Genomic DNA, 17,623 nt, shown 5'->3' on the forward strand with positions numbered 1-17,623 from the left:
CCGACCTAGAGTTGACGGCAAGCAGCCATAGTGGCGCCTCGCATGCCTCCTCTTCATCCGTCCACACCAAACACTGCTCTCTCTTTCCTGTCACGGCTGCTGATCATCCTTCTCTGCTGGCTGCCTCCTCCCAGCTTTGCAGATAACCACCTGGTACCGGTTACCCTGCAGCTCAAATGGAAGCACGCCTTCCAGTTCGCCGGCTACTACGCTGCTCTCGAGAAAGGCTTCTATAGCAATGCAGGGCTGGAGGTCAGGATCCTTGAACATCAGGGGGATTATTCACCTATCGAGGCTCTGTTAGAGGGCAGGGCCGAATACGCGGTTACCGCTGCCGATATTCTCATCCACCGTACCCAGGGCAAACCAGTGGTAGCCCTCGCCAGCATCTTCCAGCACAGCCCCTACGCCTTTCTGGTCAAGGCGGAGTCAGGCATAAACAGTGTGACAGGGTTCGTTGGACAGCGGGTGATGCTGGGGTCGGGCATCCAGGATGCTGCGCTCCGTGCCACCCTGCGTCGCGCCGGCCTGAGCCTCGATGATCTCACCATTCTACCTACCAGTTTCGATGTGCGCTCACTGATCCGAGGCGATACCGACGTCTTCAATGCCTATGTCACCGATCAGGGCTTTGCCCTGCAAGAGACAGGCATCGAGGGTCGCTATCTGTTGCCCAAGCAGTATGGAATCGACTTCTATGGCGATGTTCTCGCCACCACTGAAGCCGAGGCAGAGCAGCATCCGCAACGGCTGCGTAACTTTCTCAAGGCGAGTCTCAGGGGCTGGGAGTACGCCCTCAACCACCCGGATGAGCTGATTGATCTGATCCTGGCCAAGTACAACACTCAGGAATTGAGCCGTAAACATTTGGAGTATGAGGCACGCACCTCCCGTGAACTGATCCAGCCACTGTTGGTCAGGATCGGTCATATGAATCCGGCCCGCTGGGAGCATATCCGCGACGTCTTCACCGAGTTAGAACTCATCCCGCCGGGCAGCCGCATCGCAGGACTGATCTACGCCGAAGATGACCAGGCCAGCAGTTGGGCGCGCTGGCTGGTCGAATACTGGAACCTCCTGCTCGCTGGCCTGGTCCTCTTCCTAGTCGCGGTGCTGCTGCTGTTCAATCTGCAGATGCGCCGCCTGATCCGCCAGCGCACCGCCGAACTCGCCCAGAGCGAACACTCTCTGCGCACCCTGATCGATATGGAGCCCGCCTGCGTCAAGACTCTGGATCGCAAGGGGCGCCTGCTTACTATGAACAGAGCCGGCCTGGCGATGATCGATGCAGACAGGATCGAGCAAGTATGCGGCCATCCGATCACCGAACTAGTGGATAAGCCCTATCGAAAACAGTTCATCGAACTCATTAAGCAGGTTTTTACCGGCCACTCCGGGAGCCTGCTGTTCCGCGCCACCGGGTTGAAGGGGCACAAACTCTGGCTGGAGACCCACGCCGTTCCCTTCCGCGAAGCCAATGGCGAGATCAGCCGCCTGCTCAGTGTTACCCAGGATGTCACCCAGCGCATCAAAGCGGAGAACACCGCTCTGCAGCAGCAGCGAAGCAACCAGTCGATGCTCGCCAACATCCCCGGCGCTATCTACCGTTGCATGTACGATCACAGCCGTAGCATGCTGTTTATCAGTGACTATATCAAACAACTGACGGAATACCCGGCAGATGATTTCATCAACAACGCCGCAATCTCATTTCTGGAGCTGATCCACCCGGCCGATATCGAACCGAGCCTCGACTATCTCGACAAACGGCTCTGGGATCACGACGACTACTACCTCGAATTTCGCATCATCCGCCAACATGACCGGGCAATCCGTTGGCTGGCAGACCGCGGCACAGCAAGCCGGGGGCAGGATGGGAAGATCCTCTGTCTGGATGGCGCTCTGTTCGATATCACCGAGCGTAAACAGACTGACGACGCACTACACATCCTGGTCGAAAGCATGGTTGGTCTGACTGGTCAGGCCTTCTTCGACAAAACAGTCAGTGCGCTCTGCCGTTGGTTCAATGCCGATGGCGCCAGCATCGGGGTAATCGAAGATGATGAGTGGGTACAGGCGATTGCACTGACACTCGATGGCGAGCTGATCTCCGACTACGGCTATCCACTGGCCGGCTCACCCTGCAGGGAGGTGGCTGACACTACCACCTGCCTCTATCCTCAGGATGTCGCACAGCAGTTTCCTGAAGACCCGGAGCTGGAAAAACTCGGCGTCCAAGGCTATGCCGGCACACCAATTCGTGACCAGCATCACAAGGTCATTGGTATCGTCTGGGTTATATCGCGCCAGCCGCTCAACGTGCCCACCCACTGGGAGGATGCCCTGAACATTATCGCCGCCAAGGCCGGCGCCGAGATCCTGCGCAGGCGCACCGAGCGCTCCCTCAAAGAGAACATGGAGCGCTACCGGGCATTGGTCGAATCGACCCAGGACTTTGTCTGGGAGACCGACAGTCAAAGCCGCTACACTTACTGCAGCCCCCAGACAAAAACGATTCTCGGCTACAAGCCCGAGGAGCTGATCGGCAAAACCCCCTTCGACTTCATGCCCCCTGAGGTTGCTGATCAGGTCTCCAGCCAGTTCACGGCCATTATCCAACAGCGGCGTCCCTTCAGCTCCCTGGAGAACCTCAATCTGCACAAACAGGGCCATCAGGTAATACTCGACACCAGCGGCATGCCCTTCTTCGATGCCAACGGCGAACTGGCCGGCTATCGTGGCATCGACCGCGACATCACCCAACGCAAACAGGCCGAGAGTTATCTGCGGGAGAGTGAAAGGCGCTTTCGCGAACTGATCGAGAGCCTGCCCAACGTGGCAGTACAGGGCTACGACAGAGAGCTCCGGGTGATCTACTGGAACGCCGCCAGCTCGCGACTCTACGGCTACACGGAAGAGGAGGCGCTCGGCGCCCAGTTGCAGGACCTGATCATCCCCGAGTCGATGTACGACTGCCTAGTCGAAGCCCACCACGCCTGGCTCGAGCGGGGGCAGCCGATCCCCCCCGGCGAGCTGGAGCTGCTGCACAAGGACGGCCATCTGCTGCCGGTCTTCTCCAGTCATGTGCTACTCAACCAGGACACAGATAATCCCGAGATGTTCTGCATCGATGTCGATCAGTCAGAGCAGAAGCGGGCGCTAGACAAACTTGAACACCTCGCCACCTACGACCAGCTGACTCATCTGCCCAACCGCTACCTGCTAGAGAGTGAACTCAGCAACCGCATCAAAGAGGCCGAGCGGTTCGGCCAGAAACTAGCGATCCTCTTTATCGACCTCGACAATTTCAAGGTGATCAACGACTCGATGGGCCACGAGTATGGCGACATCCTGCTGCTGCAGGTGGCCAAACGCCTCTCCAGCCAACTGCGGAAGTACGACACTGTGGCGCGCTTTGGCGGTGATGAGTTTGTGCTGATGATGCCGATGATCCAGGAGAATAGTGAGGTCGCTGCTGTAGCCAAGAAGATCATCCGTGAGTTTGCCACGGTGTTCGATCTCAAAGAACAGGAGGCCTTTGTCACCACCAGCATCGGCATCAGCCTGTTTCCCGATGATGGCCAGACTACCGGCGAACTGCTGCAAAATGCCGATGCCGCCATGTATCGAGCCAAAGATGCCGGGCGCAACCGCTATCAGTTCTTTACCCAAACGATGAACGACGAACTGCGCCGCTACCAGCAGATCGAGACCCAGCTACGGCGTGCCCTTGAGACCGAGGTCCTGCAACTCTACTACCAGCCACAAGTGGACCTGCGGAGCGGCAAGATCAAAAGCTGTGAGGCGCTGCTGCGCTGGTTGCCCGAAGATGGCGAGCCGATCTCACCGGCCGAGTTTATCCCGGTAGCAGAGCGCTCGGAACTGATCATCCGCATCGGCGAGTGCGTGATCAACGCCGCCTGCCGGCAACGAGCCGCCTGGAAAGCACGCGGGCTGCGCGACTTCCAGATCGACATCAACATCTCCGGGCGGCAGTTCCTGTTTCACGATCTTTACCAGGTCATCACCAAAACGCTGCAGAGATACGGGCTCTCTCCTACCGATATTGGCATCGAGCTAACCGAAAACGTGCTGATCAAGGCGGATGAAAAGATCCTCTCCGACCTGAAACGGCTCCACCAGGCCGGCATGCAGATCGCCATCGACGACTTCGGCACCGGTTACTCCTCCCTTAGCTACCTGAAACGTTTTCCGGTCGACAATCTCAAGATCGACCGAGCGTTCGTGCGCGACGCCCCCCACGACAGCGATGACCGTTCGATTATGGAAGCGATCGTTGCAGTCGGCCACCGGCTCGGTATGAAAGTGGTGGTGGAGGGCGTTGAAAATCAGGCCCAGCACGCCCTCTCCATTGAGATCGGCTGTGATCTTGCACAGGGCTACTATTTCTACCGCCCGATGCCTGCTGAGCAGCTGGAGGCGCTGCTGGAGTTCCCGGTCCCAGCACACAAGAGCCACTGAAAAACCAATACTAAGCATTAATTTTCTGTGGAAATCCCCGGTCGATTTCTCTATCCTGTGCCGCCATTGAGTTGCGGAACCAACCCCGGCAGCGGCCCCTGCGGCACGCCTGCCAGCAACAAGATTTCCAAAGAATAAACAGTAGGATAGGACGCCTTCCTAATCCTGCATCCTGCTATTCACTACAGGACAACTACCAATGACCGTAAAGGACATGACCGGGAGCACCGATCTGACCCGGTTCGACAAGGGCACAGGCGCGGTGCGTACCCACCGCCCCGTCTACCTCGACTTCCTGCCCCCCTGCAATAGTGCCTGCCCCGCCGGGGAAGATATCCAGGGCTGGCTGGCACTGGCTCAGGAGCAGCGCTACGAAGAGGCCTGGCAGCTGCTGATCGAGAACAACCCGATGCCGGCGATCCACGGCCGTGTCTGCTACCACCCCTGCGAGACAGGCTGCAACCGCAACTTCACCGACAGCACCGTGAGCATCCACGCGGTGGAACGCTTCCTCGGTGACATGGCGCTAGAGCAGGGCTGGAAACCGAAGTTCGAGGCGAAGCCCGGCGGCAGCAAGGTGCTGGTGGTCGGCGGCGGGCCTTCCGGTCTCTCCGCCGCCTACCACCTGACCCGCCTCGGTCATCAGGTGGAGATCCGTGAGGCCGGCCCGATCGCCGGCGGTATGATCCACTTCGGTATCCCCGCCTATCGCATGCCGCGGAACGAGCTGGCCGCCGAGATCCGCCGCATCGAGGAAATCGGGGTCAAGATCAGCCTCAACCACCGGGTCGAGGATCTGCTCAAAGAGAAGCAGGAGGGTGGCTTCGATGCAGTCTTCATCGCCGTCGGCGCCCACATCAGCAAGAAGATCGAGATCCCTGCCCGGGATGCCGGCAAGATGCTCGACGCGGTCAGTTTCCTGCGCCAGGCTCACAGCGACAACCCGCCCAAGCTGGGTCGCCGGGTGGCGATCTACGGCGGCGGCAACACCGCCATGGACGCGGCCCGCACCGCCAAGCGCCTGGGCGTCGACGAGGCGATGATTATCTACCGCCGCGACCGCGCCAGCATGCCGGCCCACGACTTCGAGGCCGACGAGGCCCTCGAGGAGGGCGTAAAGATTAAGTGGCTGCGCACCATCAAAGAGATCGACCAGACCACCTTCAAGGTCGAGGTGATGGAGCTGGACGAGAATGGCCGCCCCCAACCCACCGGTGAGGTCGAAGAGCTGCAGGCCGACGCCCTGATCCTGGCAGTGGGTCAGGACACCGATACCGGCTTCCTCGACTCAGTGCCAGGCATTGAATTCAACCGCGACGGCACCGTGATCGTTGGCGAGGACATGATGACCGGCGCCCCCGACATCTTCGCCGGCGGCGACATGGTGCCCAGCGAACGCTCGGTGACCATTGCGGTCGGCCACGGCAAAAAGGCGGCCCGCTTCATCGACGGCTACCTGCGCGGCAAGCCCTACCAACCCGCCAGAAAACATCCACTGGTCGATCACGAAAAGCTCCATCTCTGGTACCGCACCAACGCCCCCCAGCGGGAACAGCAGCAGCTGCCGCTGGTGGAGCGCATGGACAACTTCGACGAGATCCTGCAGGGGTTGAGCGAGGGCGAGGCGCAGTTCGAGGCGCAGCGCTGCCTCTCCTGCGGCAACTGCTTCGAGTGCGACGGCTGCCTCGGCTCCTGTCCAGAAGGCGCCGTGATCAAACTTGGCCCCGGCAAACGCTACCGCTACGACTACTCGCGCTGCACTGGCTGCGCGGTCTGTTACGAGCAGTGCCCCTGCCACGCCATCGAGATGGTGCCGGAGCCCGGCTCGATCTATGAAAAAGTCGGCATGAGCGGAGGCTGAGCCATGAGCGAGAACAACAAAAAATTTGTCACCATCGACGGCAACGAGGCGGTGGTTCACGTCGCCTACCGGGTCAGTGAGGTCTGCTCGATCTACCCGATCACCCCCTCCTCACCGATGGCGGAGTCGGCCGATGTCTGGTCTGCCAAGGGCACCACCAACATCTGGGGTCAGGTACCCGATGTGTTCGAGATGCAGTCGGAGGGAGGCGCTGCCGGCACCGCCCACGGTGCCCTGCAGGCCGGCGCCATGACCACCACCTTCACCTCCTCCCAGGGGCTGATGTTGATGCTGCCGAACATGTACAAGATCGCCGGCGAGCTCACCTCCACGGTGTTCCATGTGGCGGCCCGCTCGCTAGCGGCCCAGGCATTGTCGATCTTCGGCGACCATCAGGACGTGATGGCAGCACGCACCACCGGCTTCGCCATGCTCTGCTCCGCCTCGGTGCAGGAGGCCCATGACCTGGCGCTGATCAGCCACGCCGCCACCCTCGAGACCCGGGTACCTTTTATCCACTTCTTTGATGGCTTCCGCACCTCCCACGAAGTAAACAAAATCGAGCTGCTCTCCGACGCGCAGATCCGCGCCATGATCAATGAAGACCTGGTGATCGCCCACCGCCAGCGCGCCCTCAACCCAGACAACCCCTTCATCCGCGGCACTGCACAGAATCCGGATGTCTATTTCCAGGGCCGCGAGAGCGCCAACCCCTACTACGAGCGCATCCCCGGCATCCTGCAGCAGACCATGAACCGCTTCGCCGAGCTCACCGGCCGCCAATACAGCCTCTATGAGTATTTTGGCGATCCACAGGCGGAGCGGGTGGTCATCATCATGGGTTCCGGCATCGAGACGGTGCAGCAGACCGTCGAGCAGCTCAACGCTCAGGATGAGCGGCTGGGTGTGCTGCAGGTTCGCCTGTTCCGCCCCTTCCCCGCCGATGATCTGCTGGCGGTGCTGCCCAGCAGCGTAAAGTCGCTCGCGGTACTAGACCGCACCAAGGAGATCGGCGCCAACGGCGAACCGCTCTATCAAGAGATCATGACGCTGCTGATGGAGGCCTACACCCAGGGCACTATCAGCAACCTACCGCGGGTGATCGGTGGCCGCTACGGCCTCTCCTCCAAGGAGTTCACCCCGGCGATGGCCAAGGCGGTGTTCGATGAGCTGGCCAAGGCAGCGCCGAAGAACCACTTCACCATCGGCATCACAGACGATGTGACCCATACCAGCCTTGAATTCGACCCCAAGTTCAACATCGAGGGCGAGGATGTCACCCGCGCCCTGTTCTTCGGCCTCGGCTCCGATGGTACGGTTGGCGCCAACAAAAATAGCATCAAGATCATCGGCGAGAACACCGAGCTGAACGCCCAAGGCTACTTCGTCTACGACTCGCGCAAGGCGGGCTCAACCACCGTCTCCCACCTGCGCTTTGGCCCGCAGCTGATCAAGGCCCCCTACCTGATTCAGTCGGCTAACTTCATCGCCTGCCACAAGTTCGACTTCGTCTCCAAGGTGGAAGTACTGCGCGAGGCCGCAGAAGGTGCGGTGTTCCTGCTAAACAGCCCCTACAGCCCGGACGAGGTTTGGGAAAAATTACCCAGGCCAGTGCAGCAGATCCTAATCGACCGGCAGATCGCCCTGTATGTGATCGACGCCTCCACCGTAGCCCGAGAGGCGGGCATGGGGCGACGCATCAACACCGTGATGCAGACCTGCTTCTTCGCCCTCTCCGGGGTGCTGCCGAGGGACGAGGCGATCGCACAGATCAAACAGGCGATCGAGAAGAGCTACTTCACCAAAGGCAAGGCGGTGATCGAGCAGAACTTCAAGGCGGTGGACGCCGCTCTCGATCATCTGCACAAAGTCGACTACCCCGATCAGGTCAGCAGCCAGCGCGAGCTCGATCCAGTGGTGCCGCCCCAGGCCCCTGATTTCGTACAGGAGGTCACCGCACCGATGCTACTCGGCCGCGGTGATGAGCTGCCGGTAAGCAAACTGCCGGTGGACGGCACCTACCCCAGCGGTACCACCCAGTGGGAGAAGCGCAACATCTCCGACTTCATCCCGGTGTGGGAGCCCGATATCTGCATCCAGTGCGGCAACTGCAGCTTCGTCTGCCCGCACAGCGTAATCCGCTCCAAGTTCTTCCATGAGAAGAAGCTGGCGGACGCGCCCGACTCCTTCCCCTCGGCCCGGATCAGCGCCCGCGGCTTCCCCGAGACCCGCTACACCCTGCAGATCTATCTGGAGGACTGCACCGGCTGCGGCCTCTGCGTCGAGGCCTGCCCCGCGTACGACTTCGAGGATAAAACCACCAAAGCGATCAACATGAAGCCGAAAGCGCCGGTGTTCGAGGCGGGCAAGACCAATGTGGGATTCTTCGAGAGCCTGCCGGTCAACGACCGCGCCAAGGTCGACTTCTCCTCGGTGCGCGGCGCGCAGTTTCTAGAGCCGCTATTCGAGTTCTCCGGCGCCTGCTCCGGCTGCGGCGAAACCCCCTACGTGCGGCTCCTCTCCCAGCTATTCGGCCCTCGCCTGCTGGTGGCCAACGCCACCGGCTGCTCCTCGATCTACGGCGGCAATCTACCCACCACCCCCTGGACCAAAAACAAAGAGGGCCAGGGCCCGGCCTGGTCCAACTCTCTGTTCGAGGACAACGCCGAGTTCGGCCTCGGCATGCGCATCAGCTCCGACCACCACACCACGATGGCGAAGAAGCTGATCAAAGAACTGGCTCCACAGCTGGGTAAGGAGTGCGTCAATGCCCTGCTCAGCACCGACCAGCGGGTCGGTAGTGAGCTGCGCGCCCAGCGCGAGCGGGTCGTCCAGCTGAAACAAAAGCTGAAAACCATCAACGATCCGCGAGCAAAAAACCTGCTGTCGCTGGTCGACCACCTAGTGCGCCGCTCGGTCTGGCTGGTGGGCGGCGACGGCTGGGCCTACGACATCGGCTCCGGCGGTCTCGATCATGCGCTCGCATCCGGGCGCAATATCAACGTGCTGGTGCTCGATACTGAGGTCTACTCCAACACCGGCGGGCAGATGTCGAAATCAACCCCCACCGCCGCCACGGCCAAGTTCGCCTCAGCGGGCAAGCGCATCGGCAAGAAGGATCTGGCAATGCAGGCGATCTCCTACGGCAACGTCTACGTGGCACGGGTGGCGATGGGCGCCAGTCCCCAGCAGACCCTACTGGCGATGCGTGAGGCTGAAGAGTACGATGGCCCCTCGCTGATCCTCGCCTACAGCCCTTGTATCGCCCACGGATACGACCTGCGCCAGGGCTTGGAGCAGCAGAAACTGGCGGTGGAGAGCGGCTACTGGCCGCTAATCCGCTACAGCCCGGCGCTGCGCAAGGCGGGCCACCGGCCCTTCGTGCTCGATTCGCCGCGGCCGCGGATCCGCCTCAAGGACTACGCCTACAACGAGATGCGCTATAAGCTGCTGACCCGTACCCACCCGGACGAGGCGGAGCACCTGATCCAGGTGGCACAAGAGTTGGTCGATCTACGATGGGATACTTACGAACACATGGCCGAACAAGAGCCGACCGAGTTCCAGCCGGTCGCCTAATGCAGCGCGCGCTGCGACGGCTCTTCATCCTCTTCGCTCTGCTGCCACTCCCCCTGTTAGCGGGGGAGTGGTCGGGCTATATCGAGGCCCAAGGCCGCTATTTCAGTCAGCACCCGCTGGAACCTGAGCAACGCAGCAGCCTGCTCTCCCTCGCCGCCGAACCGGAGTTCTACCACGCTTGGGATGACGACCGGCAGAGCCTGGTGTTCCGCCCCTTCTACCGCTGGGACTCAGCCGACAGCGAGCGCAGCCACGGCGACATCCGCGAGCTGCTCTGGACCTACGCCGCAGAAAACTGGGAGCTGCAAGCCGGCATCGGCAAAGTCTTCTGGGGTGTGACCGAGGCACGTCACCTGGTCGACATCATCAACCAGACCGATCTGGTGGAGAACCTGGATGGCGAGCAGAAACTGGGCCAGCCGATGATCCGCTTCTCTAGCGAGCGCGACTGGGGGCTGCTCGATCTGTTCGTGCTGCCCGGCTTTCGTGAACGGACTTTTCCGGGGATCCACGGGCGGTTTCGCAGCCAGCCCCGGGTCGATCGTGACCTGACCCGCTACGAATCGGACAAAGAGGATCGCCACATCGACCTAGCGATCCGCTGGGCCCACAGCCTCGGTGACTGGGACATCGGCCTGGCCCACTTCCACGGCACCAGCCGCACCCCAGACCTGGCCCCCACGAGCAATACCGCTGGCGAAACGGTGCTCGCCCCCTTCTACCCGCTGATCGACCAGACTAGCCTCGATCTGCAGGCCACCAAGGGCGACTGGCTGTGGAAACTGGAGGCGGCCTACCGCAGCGGCCAGGGTGACGCCTACAGCGCCGCCACCGGCGGTTTTGAGTACACCTACGTGGGAGTGCTGCAGAGCGATATGGACCTGGGGGTACTGATGGAGTATCTCTACGACGAACGCGGCGATGCCGCCCCCATCGCCTTTGAAAACGACCTCTTCATTGGCCTGCGCCTCACTGCCAACGACGTGCAGAGCAGCGAACTGCTCACCGGCGTGATCCGCGACCTCGATTCCGGTGCGCTGCTATTCAACCTGGAAGCAAGCCGACGCCTCGGCGACAGCTGGAAGGCTGCGGCGCAGATCCGTATCTGGAGCAACGTCCCAGAAGATGATCAGCTCTACGCCTTCAGCCGGGATGACTATGTTGAGCTAAGTTTGGCACGTTATTTCTAGGAAACAGTGCCCCCTACCTCTTGGCCTGATGCCGGCTCAGCCGGCATCAGGGGGCTCAGCCGCTAGCGGCTATGGATGCAGATCAATTGTTCTCTGACCCGGTTTTTCGTAGTTTCGCCAAGGGAGACCCACTCACTGCGCAATCGACTATTTATCTTATTGAAGGGATTTGCTTATGACCAAGAAAAGACTGATTGGATATGTATACCTGTCTCTCATGCTTTACTTCCCACTATCGGCCGAGGCGACGGAACTCAAGGCATCTCAAAAACTTTCTCTGCATAAATCAGAAGCCAAAGAATCAGCGATCAAAGACGTAGGAAAGGAGACGCTGGGTACGCCTCCGACAGTTCGACTAAATATGTGCGGTAAAGGTTTGTGGTTTAACAATAGGATGCCAACGCAGAAATTTCTTCGTGGAAATGGTTCCGAAGGGCGAAGCATTTGTTAGCGTTTTCGGATCGCGACTACGGTCTGAAGGCCCGGGTTCAATCGTACTCTTTACAGTGGATAGCGATGCAGTCGCTCATCAGTACCACATCTCTGCTGAGCGCTCTAGGGAGGCGGCAAGAACAAGCGATAAAACTACTAAAGCCAAGGACTCCAGAAGTTTAGAAGTAAAGAACACTGGAGGCAAAGCATCAGACAGCCGGAGCATCAAGAGAAAAACAACTGGTGCTAAAGTTACGCCCCCAATCACTCATGTAGATACACCAATGATTCTACAGGCAGGGGATTTCAAGGGCTTTAAACTACTGAGCAGGGTCACGGAGACCCGAGGCATGCATGGCGGTTGGTCGAACATGTACTATGAGATTGCCACACCCAAGCCTACTGGTGATCTGACCCTATATTACAGCAAGTATCGCCAATATGGACCTTCGCGCTGGAGAGATACGATTTGCCGCAGCAACCAGTATCTCACCAACTCCGGCGAATCAGGCGACAGCGGTTGCCATTCAATAGGAGTCATAGCGAGCAGCAGCGGCCCCAGCATTCGTCAGCAGTGCATGGCCAGTGAAGTTATGGCGGGTGATGCGGTGAAGTGGACGGTAACAACAGGCTGCAATTCAATCGGCGGAGGCATTGTGGCTGCAGCCGCCATAAAAGCCAGCCTACCAGTATTTGCTGCTGTCACTATCGAGACAGAGAACCCGATTGCGGGCGGAGTCGCCGGCCTTACCACACTCGGTGGTATCACGTTGGCAGGTGGTTATATTGTCGGCAACGCTTGCAATGTCGCAGGTGCACTTGCCGATGACCTGACGGGCAAGTTAACTGGGTGTGTAACAACTGGGCTTCCTGGGACTGCGGAAGAAATTGCTGACATCTACGATCAACTAGAGCTGCTTAAAAACGCAGCGAATGAATGGTTCACCGAACCCGGCACATGCATGATCTGCAACGCAACTTCAGTTGAAACAGTCGGCGGTGGGTGGAACGAACAAGAAGGCACCATGGAAGTAATTGGTGAAGTGGTTTGCTCAGACTGGAGTTGGTCACATGGTAGTGACTCGAACGGTGATTTGTTTTGCGACTAGATGCTGAACTCCCCGACCTCTCAACCACCCGTGGACTATGTCGCAAGTCCACGGGTGTTTTTCTACAAACAGGACTTACATTAGATCAAACAGAGTCCATTCAGGAAATTGTTCTCTGACCTGATTTTGTTATCGATTTACACCCTTTGACGATATTGGCGGAAATTGCTCTCTGACCCGATTTCGCGCAAAACATCACCGGCATTTTGCAAGCAGAGCTTCGATCAGTGCGGCCCTTTCCTTTTCAGTATTTTTCTCCTATCCAATAAGAGGAGCCAAAAAATACCGTAAGCAATTCAGGAGGCCTGAAAATGTCCAATATCCAAAGCATACTGGGTAACGAGGCTGAAGATCTGCTACAGCACCGCTGTGCCGGTATTCCCAGCGAGCAGTTGCACCTGCCGGGGCCGGACTTCATCGACCGGGTGGTGGCCCAATCTGACCGCAAGCTCGGCGTGTTGCGAAATCTTCAGGCCATGTTCAACCACGGCCGGCTCAGCGGTACCGGTTATCTCTCCATTCTGCCAGTGGACCAGGGGGTGGAGCATGCGGGCGGCGCCTCCTTCGCCCCCAATCCGATTTATTTCGACCCGGAGAAGATCATTGAGCTCGCCATCGAAGGGGGCTGCAATGCGGTGGCCTCCACCTTGGGCGTGCTCGGCTCGGTCGGCCGCAAATATGCCCACAAGATCCCCTTCCTGGTGAAGCTCAACCACAACGAGCTGCTCACCTATCCCAACATCTACGACCAAACTCTGTTCGCCAGTGTGGAACAGGCCTTCGACCTCGGGGCAGCGGCGGTGGGCGCCACGGTCTATTTCGGCTCAGCTGAGTCGCGCCGCCAGATCACAGAGATCAGCGAGGCCTTCCAGGCCGCCCATGAACTGGGCATGGTGACCGTACTCTGGGCCTACCTGCGCAATCCAGCCTTCAAACACGAGGGTAGCGACTACCATTCGGCGGCGGATCTCACCGGTCAGGCCAATCACCTGGCCGCCACCATCGAGGCGGATATCATCAAGCAGAAACAGGCGACCCTGGATGGCGGCTACACCGCCATCAACTTTGGCAAGACCCACCCCCGGATCTATGCGGAGCTCTCCGGCAGCCACCCCATCGACCGGGTGCGTTACCAGGTTGCCAACTGCTACATGGGGCGTATCGGCATGATCAACTCAGGTGGGCCCTCGGGCAAGGATGATCTGCACCAGGCGATACGCACTGCGCTAATCAACAAACGGGCTGGCGGCATGGGGCTGATCTCCGGGCGCAAGGCGTTCCAGAAGCCCATGACCGAGGGCGTGACCCTGCTTAACGCCATCCAGGACGTCTACCTATCGCCGGAGGTAACCATCGCTTGAAACGAGCAAGCTGTCACCACTGAGTCACGAATGGGATAGAAAAAAGTTTGTGGTGCCGCGCAAGCGCTAGGGCAGAATCAGTGACGCATAACCTCCCAACGCCTGACGCATCGCATCGATGGAAGGTGGGCTGGCCCAGGCCATGTCATCCAGCCCACCACGACAGGTCAGCCGCATCACATCAGGCTGTCGGTCTGAGCCAATCCAGAGATGTAGCGCGCGCATGATCATCGGTCTCCCGCTGCCATCCATTCCGGCGGATCTGAGCCCAGCCAACTGTAGTGGCTGCGGATGGTAGACGATCTCTGAAGTTTGCGGCTGAACCCTTACCACCAGGAAGGCTTCAGGCTGGATAGTTCTGTCGGTTTCGCTCAGTTTTTTCAGCTCAAAATTGCAGCTTGGATAGTAGCGATCCAGCGCCTTTTTTGTGACCACGACGCCGCGCTGCAGATAGACCCGGGTCTCTCCTCCTGGCACCGTCAATGCGGTTTTCAGCTCGATGTTCGATCCCACCGGCGGCGCAGAGTAGATATTCGACGAATCCTGCTTGCCCCCACCCATGGCACATCCGGTGAGAAACAGAAACGCCCAGAACAGCACGCTGTTTTTCATGCTCACCCCCGGTTTGTATGAAGCTAGCCCAGAACCCGGAAATAGCAGGCCAGATCGGGCAGATCGACCTCGCGAGGCGCGATCTTCACCACCGAGTTTAGTGCAGGCTTGCTCTTCATTCTGACTCGCGCCTCCATCGCCAGTTCCGGGATCAGCACACTGGCCCGCTCCCCCTCAATGGCGACCACCACCCCCTCCCCCTGCCATTTGGGGTGGTCACGCAGATAGACCATGCGCCAGTGGTTGTTGGATTGGCGTTCCGCCTTGCGGATCGACATGCTCCCCAGTTCCGCCTGACTGATGCGTTCGGAGATGGTGTGAATGTCGAGCAGCGGCTCACCTTTGAGATGCGCACGCAGCTGCTGGTGGGTAAGCAGATCGGAGTAGCGCCGCAGCGGACTGGTGGCGCGAGTGTAGCGCTGCAGGCCGAGGCCGCTGTGGGGCTCCGGCTGGGTCTTCACCTGAGTCGGCTTGAACTTGCGCACATAGGCGTACATGGCCGCCAAATCCTGCGGCGAGGCCGGCGTGTCAGGCGGTGCCTGGGTGGCGAAGGGCACAGGGATCTCATTATCGCTACAGTAGATCGCCACCGCCCCTCCCGCCATCAACATCAGGTCGGTGATCATCTCACGGCTCTTCAGTGCCGGCAGCGGGGTGATCGCCACCCCCTCCTCGGTTGCCCGTATCTTCACCTCCGGCAGCTGGATGAAGGCTGCTCCGGCTGCCTTCCGCCGCGCCCGGTAACAGGCCGCCTTCTGCTGCAGCGCCGCCAGCAGCGGCTCCTCCAGACGCTTATCGGCCTCATCATAGGAGAGACGTTCCACCTTCAGGCGGGTGAGTTGCAGCCGCACGTCCATCACCTCGCCAGCTTCAGAGAGCAGAAAGCCAATCGACAGCGCCGGCGACTCCTGCTGCAGCCCCAAGCCCAGCAGATGGGTGATGCCCAGCGGCAGCATCGGCACGATCTGCTCTGGTGAATAGAGGTTGGAACCACGAGAGCGCGCCTCGATATCGATCTCACTCTCCGGCGCCACCAGCGCCGCAGCATCGGCCACATGTACCCAGATGCGCTCGTCATCGAGGCTCACCGCGTCGTCCGGATCCTGGTTGCCCGCGTCGTCAATGGCATAGGCGGTCAGATGGGTCAGGTCGAGACGCTGCTCCTCAGGCAGCGCCGGCACCGGCTGCTGCGGCGTCTCCATCTGGACACCCATCCGTCTCGGATAGGGGTTTTCATTCTGCGACCAATAACCAGTCTTCACCAGCAGTCGATGGGCATTCAGCGGTGACTCCTGAAAACCCAGCGCTTTGAGGATGCGGCTGTTTTCACGACGCCTCAACGCCAGCGCCTCCACCTCACCCATCGCTTTGTTATCCTCCGGCAGCAGCTGCCCCTGTTCCACCCGTTCGACAAACGCCTCCCAGGCCTGCGCCTCAGCCGCCTTCGCCTGCCGCTGCTCACGCTCCGCATGCACCAGATCCGCCGGACGGGCGCGAATCGCGCCGGGCGTGCCCTCAAAATAGAGGCCATCGGTAACCAGCTCCCAGGCGGCCCAGGCAGTGGCGGGGGTGTAGTCACCAAACACCAGCTCGGAGAACTCGCCGATCTCGGTCTCGCTGCCATCCAGCAGCTCCCAGTTCTCCTCGATCTCACCCTGTTGCGGGGTAAGGTCCTTGAAACTGGTCAGCGGGCCAGGGTGCAGCAGTACAACGTCTTTGTCCCTGACCCGCTTGCGCTTGCCGCCCTCCAGCTCGATCTCGATCTTGTCGCTGATCTCAATTACCTTTGCAGGACGGATTTTGTAGAGGACAAGGCTGCCGACAGAGGGTTTACTCATTCAATTCTTCCAAGCCAAAGAGACAAATAACCGCAACGACAGGGAGCCTGCCGTCGTCAGGACGATGGGGTATGATACCGGCTGCGGACAATCAAACCCACAAACCTACGGAGTCAGATGAACAGTCAATGGATAAGATTTATGCGTGAGCGCAGTGCCGCAACAGACGAGGCAAACAGCGAGCCGCTCACCAAAGCCCCTCAGATTGAGGGGTGCGCACTGAACGATCTCTCGCATTTCGCCCTAATCCAAGTGGAGGGTGAAGACGCAGAGCAGTTTTTGCAGGGTCAGCTGACCAACGATATCCGGGAAGTCACCGAACAGCACAGCCAGCTGGCCGGCTGGTGCACCGCCAAGGGGCGCATGATGGCCTGTTTCCGCGTCTTCCGCCGCGGCGATACGTTTCTGCTGCAGACCCCGACGGGTAATCTCGACGCGCTGGTCAAGCGCTTGCGTATGTACGTATTGCGCGCCAAGGTGAAGATCAACGACCTCACCGAGGATCTGGTACGGATCGGACTCAGCGGTGGCTGTGCGCTCGATCTGCTGGGGGAGCACTTCTCCTCCATCCCCTGGGAAGAGAACGATGTGGTAATGGAGGATGGGGTCACCCTGATCCGCCTGCCCGGCAGCCGTCCCCGCTTCGAACTGGTTGGTCCGACGGCGACGATGCGGGAACTCTGGCAGAAGTTTGAATCCCAGGCCGCCATCGCGGACGAATCTTTTTGGGCGCTACAGGAGATCCGGGCTGGCCAGCCCACCATCTTCCCCCAGACCAGCGAGGCATTCGTGCCGCAGATGCTCAATATGCAGCTGGTAGACGGCATCAGTTTCACCAAAGGGTGCTACGTGGGCCAAGAGGTGGTCTCGCGCATGCATTATCTTGGCAAGCTGAAACGCCGCATGTATCTTGCCCATCTGGAGAGCGATCAGCCGCCACAGCCTGGCGATGAACTGTTCGCCGAGCAGAGCAGTTCCGGCCAGGGCACCGGCAAGGTAGTGGATGCCCGCCCCACCAACGGCGGCTATGAGATGCTGGCGGTGATCGAGATCGCCAGTGCAGAAAGCGATCGGGTGCTATTGGGCAAGACGGGGCCGGCACTGCAGCTGCGCGAGCTGCCCTACCCGTTCACTGAGGAAGTCGTAACCAAGGAATGAG

9 protein-coding genes are annotated in these 17,623 nt (G+C 59.8%); 7 read left to right on the forward strand and 2 right to left on the reverse strand.

Annotated elements, in window-relative coordinates:
• The first annotated feature begins 42 nt into the window (after positions 1–42).
• From Ga0074115_RS15665 to Ga0074115_RS03990, 6 genes are all read left to right on the forward strand, one after another.
• A complete protein-coding gene (locus Ga0074115_RS15665) occupies positions 43–4,482 on the forward strand; it encodes an EAL domain-containing protein (RefSeq protein ID WP_087959725.1) in 4,440 nt (1,479 codons plus the stop codon).
• A 199-nt stretch (positions 4,483–4,681) separates the two neighbouring features.
• The gene (locus Ga0074115_RS03970; RefSeq protein ID WP_057955154.1) at positions 4,682–6,343 is read left to right on the forward strand and encodes an NAD(P)-binding protein; all 1,662 of its coding nucleotides are present in this window, start codon (positions 4,682–4,684) and stop codon (positions 6,341–6,343) included.
• A 3-nt stretch (positions 6,344–6,346) separates the two neighbouring features.
• On the forward strand, positions 6,347–9,922 hold the full coding sequence (nifJ, locus tag Ga0074115_RS03975; RefSeq protein WP_057955155.1) for a pyruvate:ferredoxin (flavodoxin) oxidoreductase: 3,576 nt from the start codon (positions 6,347–6,349) through the stop codon (positions 9,920–9,922).
• Complete coding sequence (locus Ga0074115_RS03980; protein ID WP_057955156.1) at positions 9,922–11,112, forward strand: hypothetical protein; 1,191 nt, start codon at positions 9,922–9,924, stop codon at positions 11,110–11,112. Before nifJ ends, Ga0074115_RS03980 begins: the two co-directional genes overlap by 1 nt.
• 416 nt (positions 11,113–11,528) lie before the next feature.
• Complete coding sequence (locus Ga0074115_RS03985) at positions 11,529–12,653, forward strand: hypothetical protein (protein ID WP_157292638.1); 1,125 nt, start codon at positions 11,529–11,531, stop codon at positions 12,651–12,653.
• Between the two features lie 311 nt (positions 12,654–12,964).
• On the forward strand, positions 12,965–14,014 hold the full coding sequence (locus tag Ga0074115_RS03990; RefSeq protein WP_060528232.1) for a class I fructose-bisphosphate aldolase: 1,050 nt from the start codon (positions 12,965–12,967) through the stop codon (positions 14,012–14,014).
• A gap of 66 nt (positions 14,015–14,080) precedes the next feature.
• Here Ga0074115_RS03990 and Ga0074115_RS03995 read toward each other — a convergent pair whose 3' ends face one another.
• Positions 14,081–14,626, reverse strand: a complete 546-nt coding sequence (locus tag Ga0074115_RS03995; protein ID WP_232432892.1) for a hypothetical protein — start codon at positions 14,624–14,626, stop codon at positions 14,081–14,083.
• 23 nt (positions 14,627–14,649) lie between these two features.
• On the reverse strand, positions 14,650–16,464 hold the full coding sequence (locus Ga0074115_RS16440; RefSeq protein ID WP_060528233.1) for an RNB domain-containing ribonuclease: 1,815 nt from the start codon (positions 16,462–16,464) through the stop codon (positions 14,650–14,652).
• 141 nt (positions 16,465–16,605) lie between these two features.
• Here Ga0074115_RS16440 and ygfZ point away from each other — a divergent pair, with 141 nt between their 5' ends.
• On the forward strand, positions 16,606–17,622 hold the full coding sequence (gene ygfZ, locus Ga0074115_RS04005) for a CAF17-like 4Fe-4S cluster assembly/insertion protein YgfZ (RefSeq protein WP_232432893.1): 1,017 nt from the start codon (positions 16,606–16,608) through the stop codon (positions 17,620–17,622).
• Position 17,623: the final 1 nt, after the last annotated feature.

The sequence above is a fragment of the endosymbiont of Ridgeia piscesae genome (genome assembly GCF_001443665.1).
GTDB lineage: Bacteria > Pseudomonadota > Gammaproteobacteria > Chromatiales > Chromatiaceae > Endoriftia > Endoriftia persephonae.